We start from the raw sequence: 18593 nt of genomic DNA, 5'->3' as shown, positions 1-18593 counted from the left end.
ATGGAATTATTAAGCGGATACTCCCTGCCGTGGCTGGCAGGGTTGGTAGTGGCGCTCGCCATCACAGGAACTATCGCGGGCCTGTTGGCCGGCTTGTTGGGTGTGGGTGGCGGCATTGTGATTGTGCCGGTGCTGTACCACCTATTCACGCTGCTGGGTGTGGATGAAAGCGTGAAAATGCATGTGGCTGTGGGCACTTCCTTGGCCACCATCATTCCCACGTCATTCATCTCGGCAAAAAGCCACAAGGCCAAAGGCAATCTGGACGAGCCGCTGTTCAAAAGCCTGGTACTGCCTTTGTTCATCGGCGTGATCATTGGCAGTTTTGCAAGTGGATATGTGTCGGGCGATGTGTTGTCAATTGTGTTTGCAAGCATTGCACTTGTGGTGGCAGCCAACATGGCATTTCGCAGCAAGGCAAAACCAGTTGCGGAAAGTTTGCCGGGTAGCCCTGTGAAGCAAATCATGGGTACATTTATCGGTGGCTTTTCAACCTTGATGGGCATTGGTGGTGGCACCTTGAGCGTGCCCATTCTGAATGCATTCAATGTGCCCATGCACAGGGCTGTGGGTACGGCTGCGGCCATTGGTATGGTCATCAGCATTCCAGGCGCAATCGGGTTTTTACTCAATGGCTGGAACGTTGAAAATACGCCACCATTGACGATTGGTTATATCAATTTGATCGGCTTTGCACTGATCGTGCCCATGACCATGTGGATGGCCCCGGTGGGTGCACGCATGGCCAATGCTACCACTGCTGCCCGCCTGAAACTGGCATTTGCATTTTTTCTGTTCATCACCGCCGTGCGTATGTTTTACGGCGTGTTGGTCTGAACAACAAAGGAGTTAAAAAAATGATCCACACCAAACGCGCTCTCGGTGGCGTATTTGTAGCCCCCCATCATTTGGCTGCCCAAGCTGGCCGCGATGTATTGAAAGAAGGTGGCAATGCCGCCGAAGCCATGATTGCCGCCGCTGCTGCCATTGCCGTGGTGTACCCGCACATGAACTCGATTGGAGGCGATGGCTTCTGGTTGCTGAGCGAACCGGGCAAAGCACCTATTGGCATTGATGCCTGTGGCAAAGCCGCAGCAAAAGCCACGCGTACTTTTTACACCGAGCAAGGGTTTGATGCCATTCCAAACCGAGGTCCACTGGCTGCACTCACTGCGGCGGGTACCGTGGGCGGCTGGAGCAAGGCGCGCGAAGTGGCCACACAATGGGGTGGCAAATTACCCTTGAACCGATTGCTCAGTGATGCGGTTATTCACGCCCGGGAAGGGGTGGCGGTAAGCGGTAGCCAGGCACGTTTAACCCGCGTGAAGTTTGATGAACTTTCAACGGCGCCCGGCTTCGCTGAACATTTTTTGACCAATGGCCAGGTACCTGCGGAAGGCAGTGTGCTGAAACAAAAAACATTAGGCGACACTTTGGCACGCATGGGCCAAGTGGGGCTGGATGACTTTTATCGCGGTGAACTGGCCCAGGCCATGGCCGAAGATTTGGCCCGCGTAGGCAGCCCGATCAGCCTTGCTGATTTGAACAATCACCATGCCCAGTTTGTAACCCCGCTGCAAACCGAGCTGAACAACAGCACCATTTACAACATGACGCCGCCCACGCAGGGCATGGCCTCGCTGATGATTCTGGGCATGTTCGACACGCTGGATGTGCAGCAGGCCGACGGTTTTGATTATTTGCACGGCATGGTGGAAAGCACCAAGCAGGCCTTTCTTGTACGCGACCGCTATTGCACCGACCCGGCTTACATGACCGTGAACCCCAGCGATTTTCTGACCCGCGAGGCCTTGGCTGAACGCGCGAAGAAAATTGACATGCGACAAGCCCTGCCCTGGCCGCAAGACCCCTGGCAAGGCGACACCATCTGGATGGGTTGCATTGACAGCGAAGGCCGCACCGCCAGCTTTATTCAAAGTGTGTTCTGGGAATTTGGTTCAGGCGTGGTGTGCCCCTCTACCGGTGTGATGTGGCAAAACCGGGGCATCAGTTTTTCATTGAAAGAAGACGCACTGCACTGCCTTGAACCAGGCCGCAAACCTTTCCACACGCTGAACCCGGCCATGGCGCGTTTTAAAGACGGCCGCAGCATGGTGTACGGCACCATGGGCGGTGAAGGTCAGCCGCAAACACAGGCCGCTGTGTTCAGCCGCTACGCCTTGTTCAATCAGGCATTGCAAACTGCTGTAACCGCCCCGCGCTGGTTGCTGGGCCGCACCTGGGGTGAACAAAGCACCACCTTGAAACTGGAAAACCGGTTTGATGAAAAGCTGGTTGCGCAATTGCGCGACGCAGGCCATGTGCTGGAAGTGTTGCCGGAAGCCTTCAGCGACACCATGGGCCATGCGGGGGCTGTGGTGCGCCACCCCAACGGCATGATGGAAGGTGCTGCTGACCCACGTTCAGATGGCTCAGTGGCGTGTGTTTAAACGCATTGAGTGCCGTTTAAACGCCCTCGCTGATTCGCGTGAAATAAGAGGTGTGCGCAGCAGTGCCTTCTGGCCATTGGCTTAGAAAGTGCTGCTGCCAGGCCGCCTGGTTGAACTGCACACGGATCTGTTCAATGTGCATGCCATGCAGCTGAATTGACTGAAATACAAGTGCCCTGTTTAAAAAAGGCTGGGCCGAAATGCGGGTAAACAGGCCGTCCATTCCAGCGCTGGGCATGCCCGCCGCGCCGTTGTTACTAATCAAACCCGTTTGCCCGTTTTTCAAGGGCTCAATGTGAAAAGCTGCACTGCAAGTGTGGCTACTGGTGAACACATCCACCTGCGCTTTTTCAAACAGGCCTGCGCGCCACCCTGCTCCCTCTGCGCGTTTCAAATGCACGGGATCAAAGTGCCAGCCTGCCAATGAATCGCCATCGCCGTGCACCACGGCCACCTGCAACCCACCCACGGCATAACGGGCAAAGAACGGTTTTTGCAACAAGGCATGCAGCAAGTCGGGCTGCTGTTGCGCAACCCGTTTTAATTCGGTGTGAATAAAATTGGATCGATCCACCACACCTTGATCCACATTCTCAGGGTAAGCACAGCCGCAATCGGCCACGTCCAAAGGCTCGCCCAACTCGGCTTCTACATTGCCCAGAATGCAATCGTGTTTCAACACGCGCTGGTTGATGTGAACAAAGTCTTCAGGCGATTTGTTGAACCAGTTGAAGTCACCGTTGAAACAAATGCGAACTTCACCGGTCTCATGTGCGGCCAGTTGCTCAATGGTGTCCAGCGCGTGCGCATTGCCATACACACCACCCACCACGTACAAGACATCGCAGGCAATCAAGGGGGCTTGCGCAATTTTTGCAGCACCGTATTGGTATCGAATGGGGCAACTGCGCCCGGCACTGTCGTTCATCTTTTACTCGTACAAACTGTTCAATTGTTCTTGCGTCAACTCATGGCTGGCGCAATCGAGAACCACCTCACCGGCCTTCAGGCCAATTACCCGGTGACTCAACAATGGCACCAAGCTCACATTGTGTACCACGGTAATCAAAGTGGCATTCTCACTCGCTTTCACCAGCAATTCACACACTTCATCGGCAGCCGTGGGGTCCAGCGCAGCAGTGGGTTCATCGGCCAATACCAATTGTGGCTGCTGCATCAGCATGCGGGCAATGGCCACCTTTTGGCGCTCGCCACCGGAAAGTTTGTCGGCCCGCTTGTCTGCCAAATGTGCCATACCCACAGCCTTCAATGCCGCTTGCGCGCGCTGTGTTTCCTCGGTGGTGAAAATACGTGCCCAACTGCGCAACCGTGGCATGCGGGCCAAACCACCCACCAGCACGTTTTCCATCGCGCTCAAACGGGTGACCAAATGCAAGCCTTGCAGTACTTGCCCCACTTCGGCTCGCACTGCACGCAAATCGCGCTCGCGCTTGAACGGATACACAGCACGTTGATTGACAACAATTTGACCGGCTGTGGGCTTCACGAATCCGTTCAAACAACGCAGCAAAGTGGATTTTCCTGCACCATTGCGTCCAAGAATGGCCACCTTCTCGCCATGCGCAATTTGAAGTGAGTCCACTTTCAGAATGCGCCGCCCGGCAATCACCATTTCAAGGCCCTGAATTTCAATGATGTTGCTGCTCATAGCAAGGCCGTCCGAATTCTGCGGCTGATGGCATCAAATGCAGTCACCATGAGCACCACCACGATCAGGATGGTAGAAAGCCTGCCCCATTGAAACAGCGACACCGCTTCGGAAATCAACAGGCCCAAACCACCGGCACCGATGATGCCCAGAATGGTGGAATCGCGAATATTGTATTCCCACAGGTACAGGTGGCTGCTGACCCATTGCGGCAACACACTGGGCCACACCGACCAGAAAAAGGTTTGAGAAGGGCTTGCACCCACACCCTTCACCGCTTCAATGGAAGCCATATCCAGCGTTTCAATGGATTCGGCAAACAATTTGCCGTAAGTACCCAAGCTGTGAAAGGCAATTGCCAAAATACCCGCCGTGGGGCCAAGGCCAACAATGCCCACCAACACCAAACCGAATACCAAAGTGTGAATGGATCGGGACGTGTCCAGCACCAGCCGTGACAATGCAGTGAGCAAACGGGGGGCCTTGATGTTCTTTGCGCTGAGCACACCAAAAGGCAAGGCTAAAATAGCGCCCAACAAAGAGCCCAGCGTGGCAATTTTGAAGGTAGTCCAGGTGGCAAAGCCCAATTGCACCAACCACCGTTGTTCAACTTCTTGCCGGTTCTCGGTGCGCAGCACGGTGCCATCGTCGCTTGTGTATTCATAGGCGGGGTCACCCAGCCACACATCCACAAAACTGGGGCGGGCAAACTCGGTGGCAGTTTTGATGAAATTGGCCACTGGGTTTCGGCCCATGGTCAAATCACCCGCCGTGGCCAAGCTGTACACGCAGGCAAAAACAATGAGCGCATACAAAAAAACCAGCCCAAAAAAACCGAGCCGGCCTCGCAAGTGAAGCTTGAACTGCATCCAATTCATGGTGTGAAAGCGCTTCCCTTATTTGGGCTGCAGGCGGCCGGTGGCCAAGCCTGCATCACGAATGGGCTTGTAATAGCTGTTGTCTTTTTTCGCAAATCCTGTGTAGCGCGGGGGCAGCAGGTTGGGCTGGTTTTTCAGCTCGGCACCAATGCCCACCAAAGCCTCTTGCAACTTGGCCACAAAAGCTTTGTCCTCGAACAACTTGCTGCTCACGGCAAATGCATCGTTGGGCAAGGGGTCGGAAGTCCAGATGATTTTTGAATCTTCGGCCTTGATCAGACCGTCGGCAATCATGGCATCGCGGTTGCGGTTGTAATCGGCACCTGCATCAATCGCACCCTGGGTGACCTGGGTTTGAATGGCCTGGTGGCTGGTGTTGATCACTTTCGAGAAATAGGTGTCAGGATTAATGCCCTGCTTTTGAAAGTAATGGAAGGGAATCAGGTAACCCGATGTAGAACCTTTGTCGCCGAACGCAAATGTTTTGCCTTTCAAATCAGCCACACTTTTAATGCCACTTTTCGGATTCGTGATCATGATGCCAAAGTATTCTGGCTTGCCTTCATATTCAATAGTGGCCACAGCCTGTGCCTTGGCTTCGTTGTTGGCCAGCACATAGCCCCATGGGCCCATTAGCGCAATGTCGGTTTCACCGTTGGCCAATGATTTCGCCAACCCTTCCCAGCTGCTCACGGTGCGCAATTTCACGGGTTTGCCCAACTTCTTTTCCAGGTATTGGGCCAATGGTGTGTAAGTTGCGTCGTTTTTGTCTTTGTCGGGTTGATACAGACCCACGCCAAATTGAATAACCTCTTGGGCAATAACGGGGGTTGAAACAAGGGCAAAGCTGAAAGCGCCGAGCAGGGCTTTGGTCAATAAACGCATGGTCAGGTTCCGTAATGAAATGGATAGTTGGAATAAATCGAAAGTTACAAGGCTTATTACGCTAAGCAAGCCACAAAGGTTACAGGAATTTGAATTGAATTCGGCGGCGATTATTGCGGCTGTGGAGCCCAAACGCTTAATTCGATTGCTTGCTGGCCAGCCAAGCCTCGTATCCGCCCTGCATGGCCTTGGCTCGCTTGTAGCCTTGCTTGCGCAACAGCCCAGCCACATGTGCTGCGCTGACATCGTCAGGGCAGGCACACATGGTCACAATCAAATCTGTCTTGGGCCATGCACGTGCTGCAGCAATTGCACTTTCTGCATTGGCGGGCAACCAACCTGCCATGGGCTCTGCTTCTTGAACAATGGCTGGGCGAAGGTCGATTAAACGCAGGTTGGATTGCCCGGCTTTGACCCAGGCCAAAACTTCCGCAGCAGGCACTTTCGGCATTTTCAGGCGAGATTGAAAAGCGTCCCTTCGAGCCAGCTTCCACATCAACCAAAAGCTGCAAATCAGCGCCGCAACCACACCTACAATAAACAGATTGTCCTGGAGTGCTGCGAATATCGCGTTGACCTGATCCTGAAACAACCAGCCAGCGAGCAAGGCCGCCATGGCCCACAAAAATGCGCCCAGCGCTGAGGCCAAGGTAAAGCTGAGTATGGACATTTTCACGGCACCGGCAATGGGTGGTGCCACAGTCGAAAAACCAGGAATAAATTTGGCCACCACCAGTGACCAAGGGCCCCACACGCGGAAACGGGATTCTGTTTGACTGACACACGATTCAGGATTGATCGACAATTTGCACAGCACCGCCAAGACCCGGTAACCGTAATAACGGCCTGCGAGGTACCACACCCAATCGGCAATCAGCGATGCTGAAGTTGCAACCACGGCCAGCAAAAAGACACCTGACCACTGCCCCGACAAACTGGCCGACAGAATCATCGTGGGAACTGCAGGCACAGGGGCACCCAACTGCTGCAACAGCACGTTGAAAAAAACCAATACTTCAGTGGTTTCGAACAAAGACATGGAAGATACAGCCCTTCACTGCATTGCGGTTGTTGAGCCGCCCACTATAGATAGCAACATCATAAGCAATTTCAACAGCCGCGATTCATGATTAGAGTAAGCGCTCTTCGAATGAGCGTACTTTCAGTCACAAAGTGTTGTTACCCTGATACTTCCAGTTTTAAACATGAAGGAGTACACACCATGGCAGACCTCGAACACTACAAGGCAAAACTGAATGCCCAGTTGGACGAATGGAAAGCAGACCTGGACAAACTCAAGGCCAAGGCCGACGGTAAGTCAGCTGATGCCAAGCAAGAGTTGAATGAATCAATCGACGCACTGGAAGCCAAACTGGCCCAAGGTCGTTCGAAACTTGAAGAATTGAAAGGTGCCAGCGCTGAAGCCTTCGAAAGTTTGAAGGACGGAGCAAACAGCGCCTGGGACAACATCAAAGAGGCCTTTGACAAGGCCAAGTCCAAGTTCTAAATATCTTGGGGCTTACCGCTCAAACAGCGGATCGTAAGCCTGCAAGTTCAACGCTGGGGTTGTAAAAGGCCCCAGCGACACCGTTTCCTCGTAGAAAGACTGGCATTCAAAAAGGCCATTTCCAAACTCGTTTTCCGTCAGGATATAACCCAGCGAATTGTGGGTCAGGCCCATTAACATCATCGGGTTGCTGCTTCGTGCGCGAATGGAATCTGCCATGCCTTTGGAGCCCTCGCCGGGAATCGTTACAAGTTCCAGCACTTTGCCTTTGCCCTGCCCCAGCTGAATTCTGCTGACAGGTGTTTCAGCGTACAAGGCCGCTTGTGGAAGATTTTCATAACCAGGAATGTTGGCGGCCAACTGTTCGCCCAGCGGCGTGAAGTTGTAATAACCATTGAAACTGCGCAAGCCACCGGCCCCCACAAACAAAGGATTGGTCACCGGCAAAAAGGCTGTGGCGTGGTTCACCAACAAACCACCCTCCACCTTCTTGCGCGTCGGCAAGGTATTCATGGCCGCCTGTGCCACAGCCACCCCCATGGCATTGGCTTTCTCATAAGGGTCATTCGCCGCTGGCGCACGCGGTGAGGAATCGGCAATTGCTCCGTTGTAATACAGCACAGTGGAATTGAAATTGCGCTCCAGTGTGCGCAAGGCACCGCCCACCCAGTCGGTGTGAACCAAGCGGTTGCTGGAATTCAAGACAGTGGGGTGTGCCGAGTAGTTCAACACCGACCCCAACACATCACCACGTGCCGTGCGGGCTTGCAGCAGGGTCAGCGTGGGGTCAGGCGTTCTTGAGTCATCGGGATCGCAGCGCCTGAAGTTGTTCAATCGGGCCTCACCTTCGAGCACTGTTTGCGCAAAATCAAGGTAAGCAGGTTTCAAATTGGCCACTGCCTCGGCAGCTGCTTCTGCAGCCAATTGATACAGGCCACCTTTCAAGGCCGGGTCGCAGGCTTGTGCCGGATCCGCCTGCTCGCAACTCAACCAGCTTGCCGGCACACCGCCCCAAAGCCCTTGCAAATCGGCACCGGAATGCGAATGCGTTTGGGCAAACAACACATTGTTGGGCGGCACATTTGCAGCTTGCGCAACCGCTGCTTTCAATTTGTTTTGAATCACATTGCCCGCGCCAATGGCGTCGATGGTGACAAACACCACACGGTTGGCTGGTTCGGTCTGCCCTTCAAGCACAAACACGCGTACGAAGGTGCCATCACCGATGCCGTTGGCAGGTGGACCACCAATGTCAAAATTCACAAAATCTTCAGGGCCATTGAACTCAAAACCACCATAACCACCCAGATTGAATTGCTGCAGCTTGCCAACAATGGGCGTGCTGCTGGTGACCACACCCTGAATTTGTGCGGGTGTTGGGTCAATGTTGCGCTTGGCCGATGCGGCACGAAACTGGGAAGTGTCGAGTAAATTGGGATTACCGCCACCGCCATTGCTGCCGCCGTTACCCCCGCCATTGCCAGGCGGCGGGTCCACAATGACCGGCGAGGAATTTTCATTGGTGTCGGTTCTCGATGCGGTCACCGGGTCGTTGTTCGAACCCAAACACGCTGACAACAGCAGGCAGAGCCCCATCACATTCCATTGAATTATTTTCATTGCCACATCCCCACTATTTCAATGACGGGTTGAACCCGCGAGAGCTGCAAGGCATGCCGTTGCACACATCAATCAATGCACCCTGCTTTTTCAGGAAAGCAGCCTTCATGTCCATGTTTTTTTGTTCATTTCTCGGATGCCCGTGCGGATCGGCACCGTAACCACTGGCCATTGGCCGGTTGTCCAGTGGTGGGGGCGCACTGCCATTGGGGTTGGCCGAGCCATCGGCGTTGGTCATGGGGCCGCTGTCCCACACGGTGAGGGCATTGCCCACATGGGGATACTTTTTGATGCAGGGCAAACCAAAATAAGGATGATCATCGGGGTGCCTGCGACCAAACGACACATTCGGGAACTGCTCCTGTTCAGCACGCACTGCGGGGTGCACTTGCTTGAGCACCGCTGGCCCGCGCTGGGCGGAAGGCCCACCCACCACCGCCGGGCATTGCAAGGGCGCTTCAATGGTGCGTGCCATGACCTCGGCAGTGTTCATGTACACCTGATGATCTGCAAACGCCGGGATCAGCAACACGCGCTTGTTCGGGCGGGTTCCGGGCAACTCCCGGCCTGGCACCAAACTCCAGGCGTAACCATTGTTCTCGCCCCGGTCCCACAGCATTTGAATCAGCGAAAGAATGAATTGTTGATCCAGCGAGGCCGGATAAGCCTCGTAAAAAGCCGGGGCATACGGTGCAAAATCAACAGACCGCTGCAACAAGGTGGAATACGCCATGCCCGGCACACCCAGTGTCGCGGCTTGAATATCCGGTGAAATGGCAGTGACGGGTCCACCGTTGATGCCGCCTTGCGAATTGCCATCGTAAAAAAGTTCGCTGCGGTCAATCAGGCATTTGCCGTCTTTCTGAAAAGCAGGATGCGTGCAAAAACCATTCACGGAAATCATGGCACGCCCAAGCATTGTGAAGTTCAGGAACCCTTGCTGCAGGCGATCGGTTAAACGGTTAAAACCACTAAAATCGGCCAACATCGCTACAGTGCTGGCCAGGTCACCACCAGCTGCATCCCAGAATGGATCGTACTTGCGGTTGTCATCCGGGTCGTCAGGCTGGTTGCCCGTGGCCAAGCCTGCCCAGTCCACCATGCAGAACAAAAAGTTGTGGCGTTCGGCCATGGCCCGCACATTCAAATCATAGGTGTTGCCTTCATCGCGCGAGCCCAACAAACCATGGCCGTACAACGAGGCACGCGCTGGCTCGCCGGTATCCAGATTCTTGCGGGCGATTGAACAAATGAAAGGCACGCTGGCATTCGGTGTCAACGGGTTGCGTTGGGGCAATGCGGTGGCCGGGCTGCCCGTGGGCACCAGTGGGTAGTTGTAAGTGCCGCCCGACAAACAATTGGGGCTGGTGAGAAAACACGGCACATCAATATGCCCCCGAATTCGACGGGCGGTAATTTCACTGGCGGATCCGTTTTCAGGATTTTCAATAACGGCATCAATGGTGAAGTTGGGCGATTGTTGTGCAGTGGCTTCAATGGATACATCGCGCGCATGAATTAAGCGCTCCGTGAGATTGCGACCCGAGGCCACTGTGAAATCCCAGGCCAGGTAAAGATTGTCCCGTTCAACCCCGGCCATGCTCAACACACTGAATATATTTTCCATCAGCGGCTTGCGCGCATTTTGTGCCGCGTTGGCCAAGGGCAAACCATCTCGATAGGCTTTGAACACTGAACCGGGCTCGATGTTGTCGCCCGCACTGTTTTTCAGGTTGCGCAGGGCCACAATGTAACGGCGACCCGGTTCCAGGTTTTTCGCGACCCGAATAAGCAAGGCGGGGCCGGGCTCAGCACTGGGCAAATTCAATTGCCCTTGCGTAATGTTGGCATCGAGCTCGGCCCAAATCAGCTGCTTTTTCAAAGTCAGCGTGTCGATCAATACGATCGGCTGATTGCGCTGCAAACTTGCTTCGATATGGGTAATGGGTACAGCACCCGTTTTTTGTAAATCCAGACCAGGCACGCGCGCCAAGATGGGCTGTCCTGGAGAAAATCCGTCGTTGCGGTTCCAGTCTGTGGGGTCAATTGGTTTGCCCACAATATTTTTAGGCATGGCCAACACATTCAAATTCACCCGCATTTTGGTGTCAGTTTGGGTGTCGGCTGTCGTGAAGTAATTGTTTGGAAACGGGAACAGGCAATAAGCTGGGTCCAGTGGATCACAACGCTCGGCACCCGCTGGTGCTGCACCTGTTCCTGCTGGCTCGGTTCGAACAACCGGGTCTTTGGGAAACAGGGGTGGCGAACCCCCACCACTGTTACTCCCGTCACCCTCGCCATCATCGTCCGAATCACCAGGATTGTCTGAATCCACAGGCGTATCAGATTCTTCCTCGTTGGGATTGGTCATTGTGGGGCTGTCGGTTTGGGGCGAACCAGAATCACCCATGCACCCGCCCAATAGCACAGCCCAAGCCAATACAATGGCCCCACCCCAGTTTGTCGTCCTCATGTCTCTCTCTTTTAGCGTGGGGTCTTGTGTTCGACCCTTAAGTTACATTACTGTAACCAAAGATTAATTTAAGAAGTTGTAATATGTCTAGTGTAGTTTTTCCACTGTAAATTCAACGAGTTAAACATGTTAAAACAAGCGCAAACCCGCATGAAACCTGAGGATCGAGAGCGTCAATTGCTCGATGTTGCGCAACGGATGTTTGTGGAAAGCGGCTACCAAGGCACGGCCATGGAAGACATTGCCAAGGCTGCAGGTGTGACCCGGCCAGTGGTGTACAAACTGTTTGGCAACAAAGACGGCGTGTACCTGGCATGCCTGAAAAAAGCCCGCGACGTGCTCAATGCTTACATTGTTGATCACGCCTTGAAAGGCGAAGGTTTACAAGGTCGCTTGCGTGGAGGTATCGAGGGCTATTTTGCCTTTGTTGAATGCGAGCGCGATGCGTTTCGTTTTCTCTACGACAGTGGTGCCGCAGTGGCAGGACCCGCCTCGGTTGCAGCCAGTCAACTGCGTTTTGACACAGTCAATCGCATTGCAACGTTGCTGAGTGATCTGAAAGGTGTGGTGTCTGACGAAGAAATTGTAGCCACAGCCCACGCCTTGTCGGGCGCGGGTGAACAACTGGCGAAGTGGTGGTTAACGCAGCCCCTGGTGCCCAAAGCCACGGTGATCAACACCATGTTTAATCTGCTTTGGGCGGGGCTGGCTCAACACCAGGGTTGAATAATCAAGGTGCTGGTGCGCTTGAGAAATCGAAGTCATTGGTGATGACTTCACGAGGCGCATCTACGGTGCCCACAAATCCGGGATCAAAACTGGCTGCTGCAGTTTGTACCACCGGTGTTAAATCCACGGGCTCGGCAATGGCCATGACCATGTAATCCCCTTCCACTGCGGTGTCGATGGTGAAGTTGAACGTGCCAGTTGATGTGTACGGCGCTACCTCAGGCGCATCCACCGGCAAGGTGAATGAGTAGCCAGCCGTGTCTCCCATGCCGGTCACCACGCCAGCCGAATCAAACGTTTCATACGACAGCTGAGCCGAATTGATCAGCACTGTGGCACCCACAGACAAGGTTTGCGTAATGTCCACAAAAGTGGCGGGCTTCATATCGTCGGTATTGGTCACTGTACCAACCGCATCACCTTCAACAGTTGCTGGCAGCAACACAATTTCATTCTCGTCAACCGCGGTAGTTGAATCTGGATCCAGATTCACCAATTCGCCTTCGGGTACCACCACATCGGTGACCACTTTGGTGACGAAACCAGGCGCTGTGAACACCAAATCATAGGTGCCGGGCGTAACCTGCGCCAGAATGAAGTTGCCGTTCTCATCAAGGTCTGTTGACTCGATTGGCGCAGTGGCACGAACCACTTCACCATCTTGCTGAAGAGAAACACTCACACCCTCGGGCACCAGGGCATCGGCCACAGAACCACGCACGCCCGACGACAAACGGGGAATCGCTGTGAGCACCGGTTTCAGCAAAAAGTTGCCTGAGCCACCGGCCTCTACCACCGACTGACATGCATCAAAATCAATCAGCAAATCGGCCACCTGCCCCTCGGCCACATCAATACCCACATTGATCTTCACACCGCTTTGCTGGCCACTCGGTGTTTTCAAATCTTCGAAACCACCAGCGCTAAATACCACATGGTTGGGTGCGCGACTTGGGTCTGCGTCGGGATCAAATTCAATGTCGGCAGGATCAGCAGTGGCATTGTCCACCAATACCAAACGAACCTGCTGCACCCGACCAACAGGCAAGGTGACCTCGCCAAGTTCCTCGATCACGCCATTCTGTAAATCAAGCAAATCAATTTGACGCGGCTGTTCCAGCACCACTTCCGACCAGCCCGCACCATCGGGCTCTGCGTTGGCGCTGTTGTTCACCCGAATGCGATCAACGGTCACAAAGACATTGTCGTAACCACAAGACGGTGCATCGGTCATTGCGGTACGCAATGTACCTGTTCCGGCAGAATCACCGCCACCGCCTCCACACGCTGCCACGAACAGTGCCGCACAGGTAACCGCCAATGTGGATTGAATGAGTGTTTTTCTCTTGTGCATCGCTATCTCCTTGAATGCCCGATTAAAAATAGGTCTGAATAAATTCGGGCGACCTAGTTCTAACGAGCATTCAACAAAAAGGGTATACAGGCTTAAAACTCCAGGCTTGCAGTCAGGCTGACAGCGCGTTTGCTGCCAAAGTAGATGTTGCGAAACGTGCCTTCATTGAAATAAGTTTTGTCTGTTACGTTTTGAACCAGAACACCCACTGTTGCATTTTTGCCCTGTAATTTTGTGGTGTAGCGCAGGCCCACGTCGGCGACAGTCCATGAAGGAAGAAAAACGGAATTACTGGCGTTCAAAGCGCGCTTGCCTGCGTGGCGCACACCAAACTGTGCGGTCAAACCCTGCACGCTGGTGGCCTGGTCTAGCCACAAGGTAGCCTGCCGTTCCGCCACGCCCTGCGGAACCTTGCCATCATTGGCGGGTGTGCCGGTATTCAATGCTTTCGCATCCAGCGCCACAAGCCCGGCATTGATGCGCCCGCCTTCCCAAATTTCCCCAGTACCTGTCAGTTCAAGCCCACGATGGCGGCGAGTTCCAAAATACCCAAATACATTGCTGGCCTGGTCCAGGTAACTCAGCGGTACTTCTGTCTCAAACAAGGCAGCTGTAGTGATTAAGCTGCCATTGAACCACTCGGTTTTTATGCCGACTTCAGTTTGCTCAGCGGTAACTGGTTCTAATTGCTCGTTTCGGTTGTTCGCAGTGTTCGGTGCGGTACCGCCCTGCTCCAGGCCTTCCAGGTAACTTGCGTAAATTGATGTACTTGGCACCGGCTTGTAGATCAAGGCCATAGTTGGCGTGGTTACCGTGTCTTCGTACACAGTGGGGCTGAAAACCGAGAAAAACTCCACATCTGAACTGCGCAGGCCCAACAAAGCCTGCCATTGGTCATTAAAAGTAATGAAATCAGAAACAAACATGCCCTTGTCGCGATTCACGAACGCGACATAAGTGTCGGGCGCCTGGGTCATCGGGTCGGGAATTATCACTGGGTTATACAAATTCGACGTCCCGGCCACCTGAAATACGCCGTCACCAAAAGCGGCAACCAGTTTGCGTTGTGTATAACCGGCTGCCAGTTCGTGGCGCACCGCGCCCCAGTTCACGTCGCCGCGAACTGCAAATTCCATATTGCGTGAATCACGCGTTTCACCGGGCGATTTGTATTCTTCAATGTCAAAATCGCCATTGGGTTGAATATTTCCGATATTCGCGCTGAAGTCGTCACGATACAGGTGTGCATCATTGATCTTGAACGATGCCTTCCATTTGTCGTTGATTCTGAAATCAGCGGCCAGTGCATATTCGCGGGTTAATGTGTCGTACGTGGCCCAGGGTTGCCCCAGGTAACGCGATGGGTCAACACCCTGTGGAACCTGCCCGTTGGTGTTGAGTTCAAGCGATGGTTGGGTGGTGCCCTCACGCTGGTCTACCTGTGCATCGAGTTGTATGGTCAACCTGTCTGTGGCCAACCAGTCAAGCGCAACCGAGGCAAACCCGCGATCAGTTTCAACTTCATCTACAAAATAATTTTCTTGCCCGCCAGCGGCATTGATCCGAATACCTACCCGACCATCTTCGGTCAATGGACCGCCCACATCGATACCAGGCATGAAGGTGCCAAATTCATCCACAACAACTTCCGCCTTTCGCTGCCAAGTGGGTGTTGGGCGCTCTGTCACATAGTTAATCGCGCCGCCCGGTGCAGCAAAACCTTGCAAGAAACCCGTCAAGCCGCGCATCACTTCCACGCGCTCAATGTTTTCAAACGGGGTTTTCGCCTGGTTGGCAAACAACACGCCATTTTTGTAATAGTTGGTCCAGTTGTTCAAGCTTAGGCCGCGAATGGACACCGCGTCGTAGTAACCCACCGCGGAGAACGAACTGGTCAGTGAAGGGTCTAGCCGCACCAGATTGGCGAGATTGTTCACACTGGCACTTTCAAGTTGTTCGCTTGAAATGACATTCACAGAGAACGGCGTTTCCAGCAATGAACGTTCACCCAGAACACCAATTTTTGCATTCTTTGCAGAAAAACCGGCTGCTGCAGGTGCGCCGTACACAGGTTCGCCATCGGCGGTTACGGTCACTGCCTTCAAGGTTGCTGCACCAGTTGGAGAATTTTTAACCAAGGTATAGCCAGTCGATGTTGGCTGCAAAGCCACACCAGTACCCGCCAACAATTGCGTGGCCGCTTGCTCGAAGGTGTACTGACCGGTCAAGGCAGAATTGCGAAGACCATTGGTTAAAGACGGGTCATAAGACAACACCACACCTTGCTGCTGGGCCAGCAAATTCAAAGACGCTGAAAGGACCCCTGCCGGGATATTGACTGTGCTTTGTTGGGCAAACACCGAGGCACTTGCAAAAAACGAGGCCCCACCAACACCGGCCATGGCCAGGTGCAAACCCAAAACAACGGGAGAAAGCTTGCGGGGCAATGCAAATGAAGAAGACATAATTATTTTTCCAATTCACCAAATGGGTTGAAACAAAGGTTCAACCCATATGCCAATTGAAAAACAAAAAAGTACAGTGATAGACAACAATTTATTGGGTGTGATCGCGAGCCACCAACAACACAGGGCTTGCAGCCAATTTGTGGCGCTGAATCAATTGGACCGGCAAAGCGTCCTGTAGCGCGGCCAGGGCAACTTCTGGCTTGTTCAGCGGGAAAGTACCCGAGACAAGCCAGTTTTCCACTGCGGCATCACAATGAATTTGCGCGGCTCTGTAACGGCTGATTTCAGCGGCCCATGTTTTCAAGGAAACAGAATTGGCAACATACAGGCCACGCACCCAGGCTGCCCTGTCTGCTGAAAGCTCGCCGTGCATGACTAGACCATCAAACCCAAACTCCGCTTGCTCACCAGCCTTCAACAGGTGTCTTGTGCCTTGTATCAATGGTTGCCATTGAACCATGTCTTCAAACACTTCAATTTTAGTACTGCGTAATTTTTGTTCAACAGAAAATACAGTGCCCAAGGCTTGGGCATATCCTTCCCGGGTTCGCACCACGGGTTTTGGTTGTTGTGAATCAAAGACACCTGCTGTACGAATCATGATTCGCCCACGCCGTAACACAACCAACTTTTGAGTTGTTGTAAATGCAAGTTCCACCGCAGTGTCGGAATCAAGCGTGATTTCACTGCCATCGGGCAAGGTGTGAGTTTGAATTTCGCCCTTGGCGCTTAGCAAGTCCGCGGAATAATCGCTGCGACGATACCCATAAAACAACCCGCTGGTACCGAACAAAACAGCCAGTGATTTAAGCAGGGCACGGCGACTGAAACGCGGCATGGCTGCCAAGGCCCGGGAAGACACTATTCGCTGCTCTGGATTGATATTCGAAAGATGTTTGGCACCTTGCTCGAAGTCCAGACAGCTTTGTTGCGCCTGGGCCATGTATTTCTTGACCATGCTCAACGAAACACCCAATTCCAGCGCGATGTCTTGCTGCTTTTTGCCTTCCAGTTGAGCCAACAAAAAAGCCTTGCGAACTTTCCATGGCAATTCTCGCAAGTATCGATCAAGCTCCAGCAGTGTTTCGAACAAGACGGCTTTTTGCTCTGGGCTAGGTGTATGTTCGCAGGGATGAGCCGCCAACGAAGCAAGATATGCTTTTTCCAGATCTGCCCGCCTGTAATGGTTAACCAACAAACCATGTGCCATTGTGGCTAACCAGGCTTTAGGTTCACGAATGGCTGGCAACTTTTGTCGCTGCTCATACAACTTCACGAAGACGTCTTGGGCAAGCTCACAGGCCACGTCATTGCAACTTAAGCGACGTTGAAACCAGCCCGCCAACCAATCCACATGTTTGCCGTAGCAATGAACGAACTCGAGATCCAGAGCGTGTTCCTGAAATGTGGAATTACTATCACTGTGCATGAAAAACCAAGCTGAATCAGCGCTTAAATTTTTATTAATGAGAATTATTTTCGTTTATATTGACAAGGTTTTGCACCGCTGTCAAGATCGGCCCATTACCAGTCACAAACCTGTGCCATGAAAATTTCCGCACCGCACCATCCATTCGCAATTATTGCTGCCACATTCTCTCTAATGTCAGCTTGGTCCCAATCAAGTCTTGATCCGCACCACCCCGCAAGCAAAAGCAGGCACTTGTTAATACGCAAGATCATCAACAACCTGAACATGCTTAAACAGCATTCCGAGATCGATCCCACCTTTGCCGTAGTCGTCGCCAACATTGAGAAGTCGTGGACAGAGATTGCTCAGGCTTGTGGCATGGAATGTAACTGCCAGACATATTCCCTTTTGCATTAATCACTTGCAGCAAACAATAAAAAGTTCACTGAACGATAGTGAAAATTTATTCTAGAATTTTTCCAATAATATTTTGCAATCGCACAAAATTTTGGTTAAAATCACTTTGAATTTAAATTACTAACTGTTCATTAACTTTTTGGAGGACTGCAAATGTCTCTGATCAACACCACAATCAAGCCGTTCAAAGCCACTGCGTACTGGAATGGCAAAGAAATCAACCTGACCGAAGCCGACGTGCTGGGCAAGTGGTCCGTTTTCTTCTTCTACCCTGCCGACTTCACATTCGTATGCCCCACTGAATTGGGCGACCTGGCTGACCAGTACGAAGAATTGAAAGCCATGGGCGTGGAAGTGTTCTCTGTGTCCACCGACACCCACTACACCCACAAAGCCTGGGCTGACGCCACAGAAACAATCGGTAAAATCCGCTTCCCAATGATCGGTGACCCCACCGGCCAGATCACACGCAACTTTGACGTGATGATTGAAGAAGAAGGTTTGGCACTGCGCGGTACATTCGTACTCGACCCACAGGGCGTGATCAAGGTCATGGAAGTGCACGACCTGGGCATTGGCCGTGACGCATCTGAACTGAAGCGCAAAATTCAAGCTGCCCAGTACATCGCCAAGAACCCAGGCCAGGCTTGCCCAGCCAAGTGGAAAGAAGGCGACGCCGCTTTGACTCCATCACTGGACCTGGTTGGCAAGATCTAAATTCAAATCACCTTT

Annotated in this window: 15 protein-coding genes; 5 read left to right on the top strand and 10 right to left on the bottom strand. The window is 53.0% G+C overall.

The window, feature by feature from the left end; translation table 11 throughout:
* Nucleotides 1-837, top strand: a complete 837-nt coding sequence (locus ACVL1J_RS14940) for a sulfite exporter TauE/SafE family protein (protein ID WP_341237095.1) — start codon at nucleotides 1-3, stop codon at nucleotides 835-837.
* A 20-nt stretch (nucleotides 838-857) separates the two neighbouring features.
* Nucleotides 858-2450, top strand: coding sequence for a gamma-glutamyltransferase family protein (locus ACVL1J_RS14935; RefSeq protein ID WP_341237096.1), 1593 nt, complete (start codon nucleotides 858-860; stop codon nucleotides 2448-2450).
* 16 nt (nucleotides 2451-2466) lie between these two features.
* Here ACVL1J_RS14935 and ACVL1J_RS14930 read toward each other — a convergent pair whose 3' ends face one another.
* The 5 genes from ACVL1J_RS14930 to ACVL1J_RS14910 form a co-directional block, all read right to left on the bottom strand.
* The gene (locus tag ACVL1J_RS14930) at nucleotides 2467-3378 is read right to left on the bottom strand and encodes a hypothetical protein (RefSeq protein ID WP_341237097.1); all 912 of its coding nucleotides are present in this window, start codon (nucleotides 3376-3378) and stop codon (nucleotides 2467-2469) included.
* A gap of 3 nt (nucleotides 3379-3381) precedes the next feature.
* Nucleotides 3382-4119: a phosphonate ABC transporter ATP-binding protein gene (locus ACVL1J_RS14925; protein ID WP_341237098.1), complete on the bottom strand. Its 738-nt coding sequence runs from the start codon at nucleotides 4117-4119 to the stop codon at nucleotides 3382-3384.
* On the bottom strand, nucleotides 4116-4997 hold the full coding sequence (gene phnE, locus ACVL1J_RS14920) for a phosphonate ABC transporter, permease protein PhnE (protein ID WP_159568498.1): 882 nt from the start codon (nucleotides 4995-4997) through the stop codon (nucleotides 4116-4118). Before phnE ends, ACVL1J_RS14925 begins: the two co-directional genes overlap by 4 nt.
* An 18-nt stretch (nucleotides 4998-5015) precedes the next feature.
* Nucleotides 5016-5882, bottom strand: coding sequence for a phosphate/phosphite/phosphonate ABC transporter substrate-binding protein (locus tag ACVL1J_RS14915; RefSeq protein WP_341237099.1), 867 nt, complete (start codon nucleotides 5880-5882; stop codon nucleotides 5016-5018).
* A gap of 136 nt (nucleotides 5883-6018) precedes the next feature.
* Nucleotides 6019-6921 carry a VTT domain-containing protein gene (locus ACVL1J_RS14910; protein WP_341237100.1) on the bottom strand — a complete coding sequence of 301 codons (903 nt, stop codon included), beginning with the start codon at nucleotides 6919-6921 and terminating at the stop codon, nucleotides 6019-6021.
* 183 nt (nucleotides 6922-7104) lie between these two features.
* On the opposite strand from ACVL1J_RS14910, the gene ACVL1J_RS14905 reads away from it, so the two are divergent.
* On the top strand, nucleotides 7105-7389 hold the full coding sequence (locus ACVL1J_RS14905; protein WP_159568495.1) for a sll1863 family stress response protein: 285 nt from the start codon (nucleotides 7105-7107) through the stop codon (nucleotides 7387-7389).
* A 12-nt stretch (nucleotides 7390-7401) separates the two neighbouring features.
* Here ACVL1J_RS14905 and ACVL1J_RS14900 read toward each other — a convergent pair whose 3' ends face one another.
* Both ACVL1J_RS14900 and ACVL1J_RS14895 read right to left on the bottom strand, forming a co-directional pair.
* Nucleotides 7402-9009, bottom strand: a complete 1608-nt coding sequence (locus ACVL1J_RS14900; protein WP_341237101.1) for a neutral/alkaline non-lysosomal ceramidase N-terminal domain-containing protein — start codon at nucleotides 9007-9009, stop codon at nucleotides 7402-7404.
* A gap of 13 nt (nucleotides 9010-9022) precedes the next feature.
* Nucleotides 9023-11482, bottom strand: a complete 2460-nt coding sequence (locus tag ACVL1J_RS14895; protein WP_341237102.1) for a hypothetical protein — start codon at nucleotides 11480-11482, stop codon at nucleotides 9023-9025.
* Nucleotides 11483-11608: 126 nt separating this feature from the next.
* Here ACVL1J_RS14895 and ACVL1J_RS14890 point away from each other — a divergent pair, with 126 nt between their 5' ends.
* Complete coding sequence (locus tag ACVL1J_RS14890) at nucleotides 11609-12208, top strand: TetR/AcrR family transcriptional regulator (RefSeq protein ID WP_341237103.1); 600 nt, start codon at nucleotides 11609-11611, stop codon at nucleotides 12206-12208.
* Nucleotides 12209-12212: 4 nt separating this feature from the next.
* On the opposite strand, the gene ACVL1J_RS14885 is transcribed toward ACVL1J_RS14890, so the two are convergent.
* The 3 genes from ACVL1J_RS14885 to ACVL1J_RS14875 form a co-directional block, all read right to left on the bottom strand.
* Nucleotides 12213-13565: a DUF4382 domain-containing protein gene (locus ACVL1J_RS14885; protein ID WP_341237104.1), complete on the bottom strand. Its 1353-nt coding sequence runs from the start codon at nucleotides 13563-13565 to the stop codon at nucleotides 12213-12215.
* A 92-nt stretch (nucleotides 13566-13657) separates the two neighbouring features.
* Nucleotides 13658-16030 (bottom strand): TonB-dependent siderophore receptor, encoded by a 2373-nt coding sequence (locus ACVL1J_RS14880; protein ID WP_341237105.1) that lies wholly within the window; start codon nucleotides 16028-16030, stop codon nucleotides 13658-13660.
* Between the two features lie 91 nt (nucleotides 16031-16121).
* On the bottom strand, nucleotides 16122-17462 hold the full coding sequence (locus ACVL1J_RS14875; protein ID WP_341237106.1) for a sigma-70 family RNA polymerase sigma factor: 1341 nt from the start codon (nucleotides 17460-17462) through the stop codon (nucleotides 16122-16124).
* A gap of 552 nt (nucleotides 17463-18014) precedes the next feature.
* On the opposite strand from ACVL1J_RS14875, the gene ahpC reads away from it, so the two are divergent.
* A complete protein-coding gene (ahpC, locus tag ACVL1J_RS14870; protein ID WP_159568490.1) occupies nucleotides 18015-18578 on the top strand; it encodes an alkyl hydroperoxide reductase subunit C in 564 nt (187 codons plus the stop codon).
* Nucleotides 18579-18593 lie beyond the last annotated feature (15 nt).

The sequence above is a fragment of the Limnobacter sp. G6BE5S genome (genome assembly GCF_058448965.1).
Note: the sequence above shows the minus strand (reverse complement) of the source record. Positions and strands in the feature narration are given on the sequence as shown.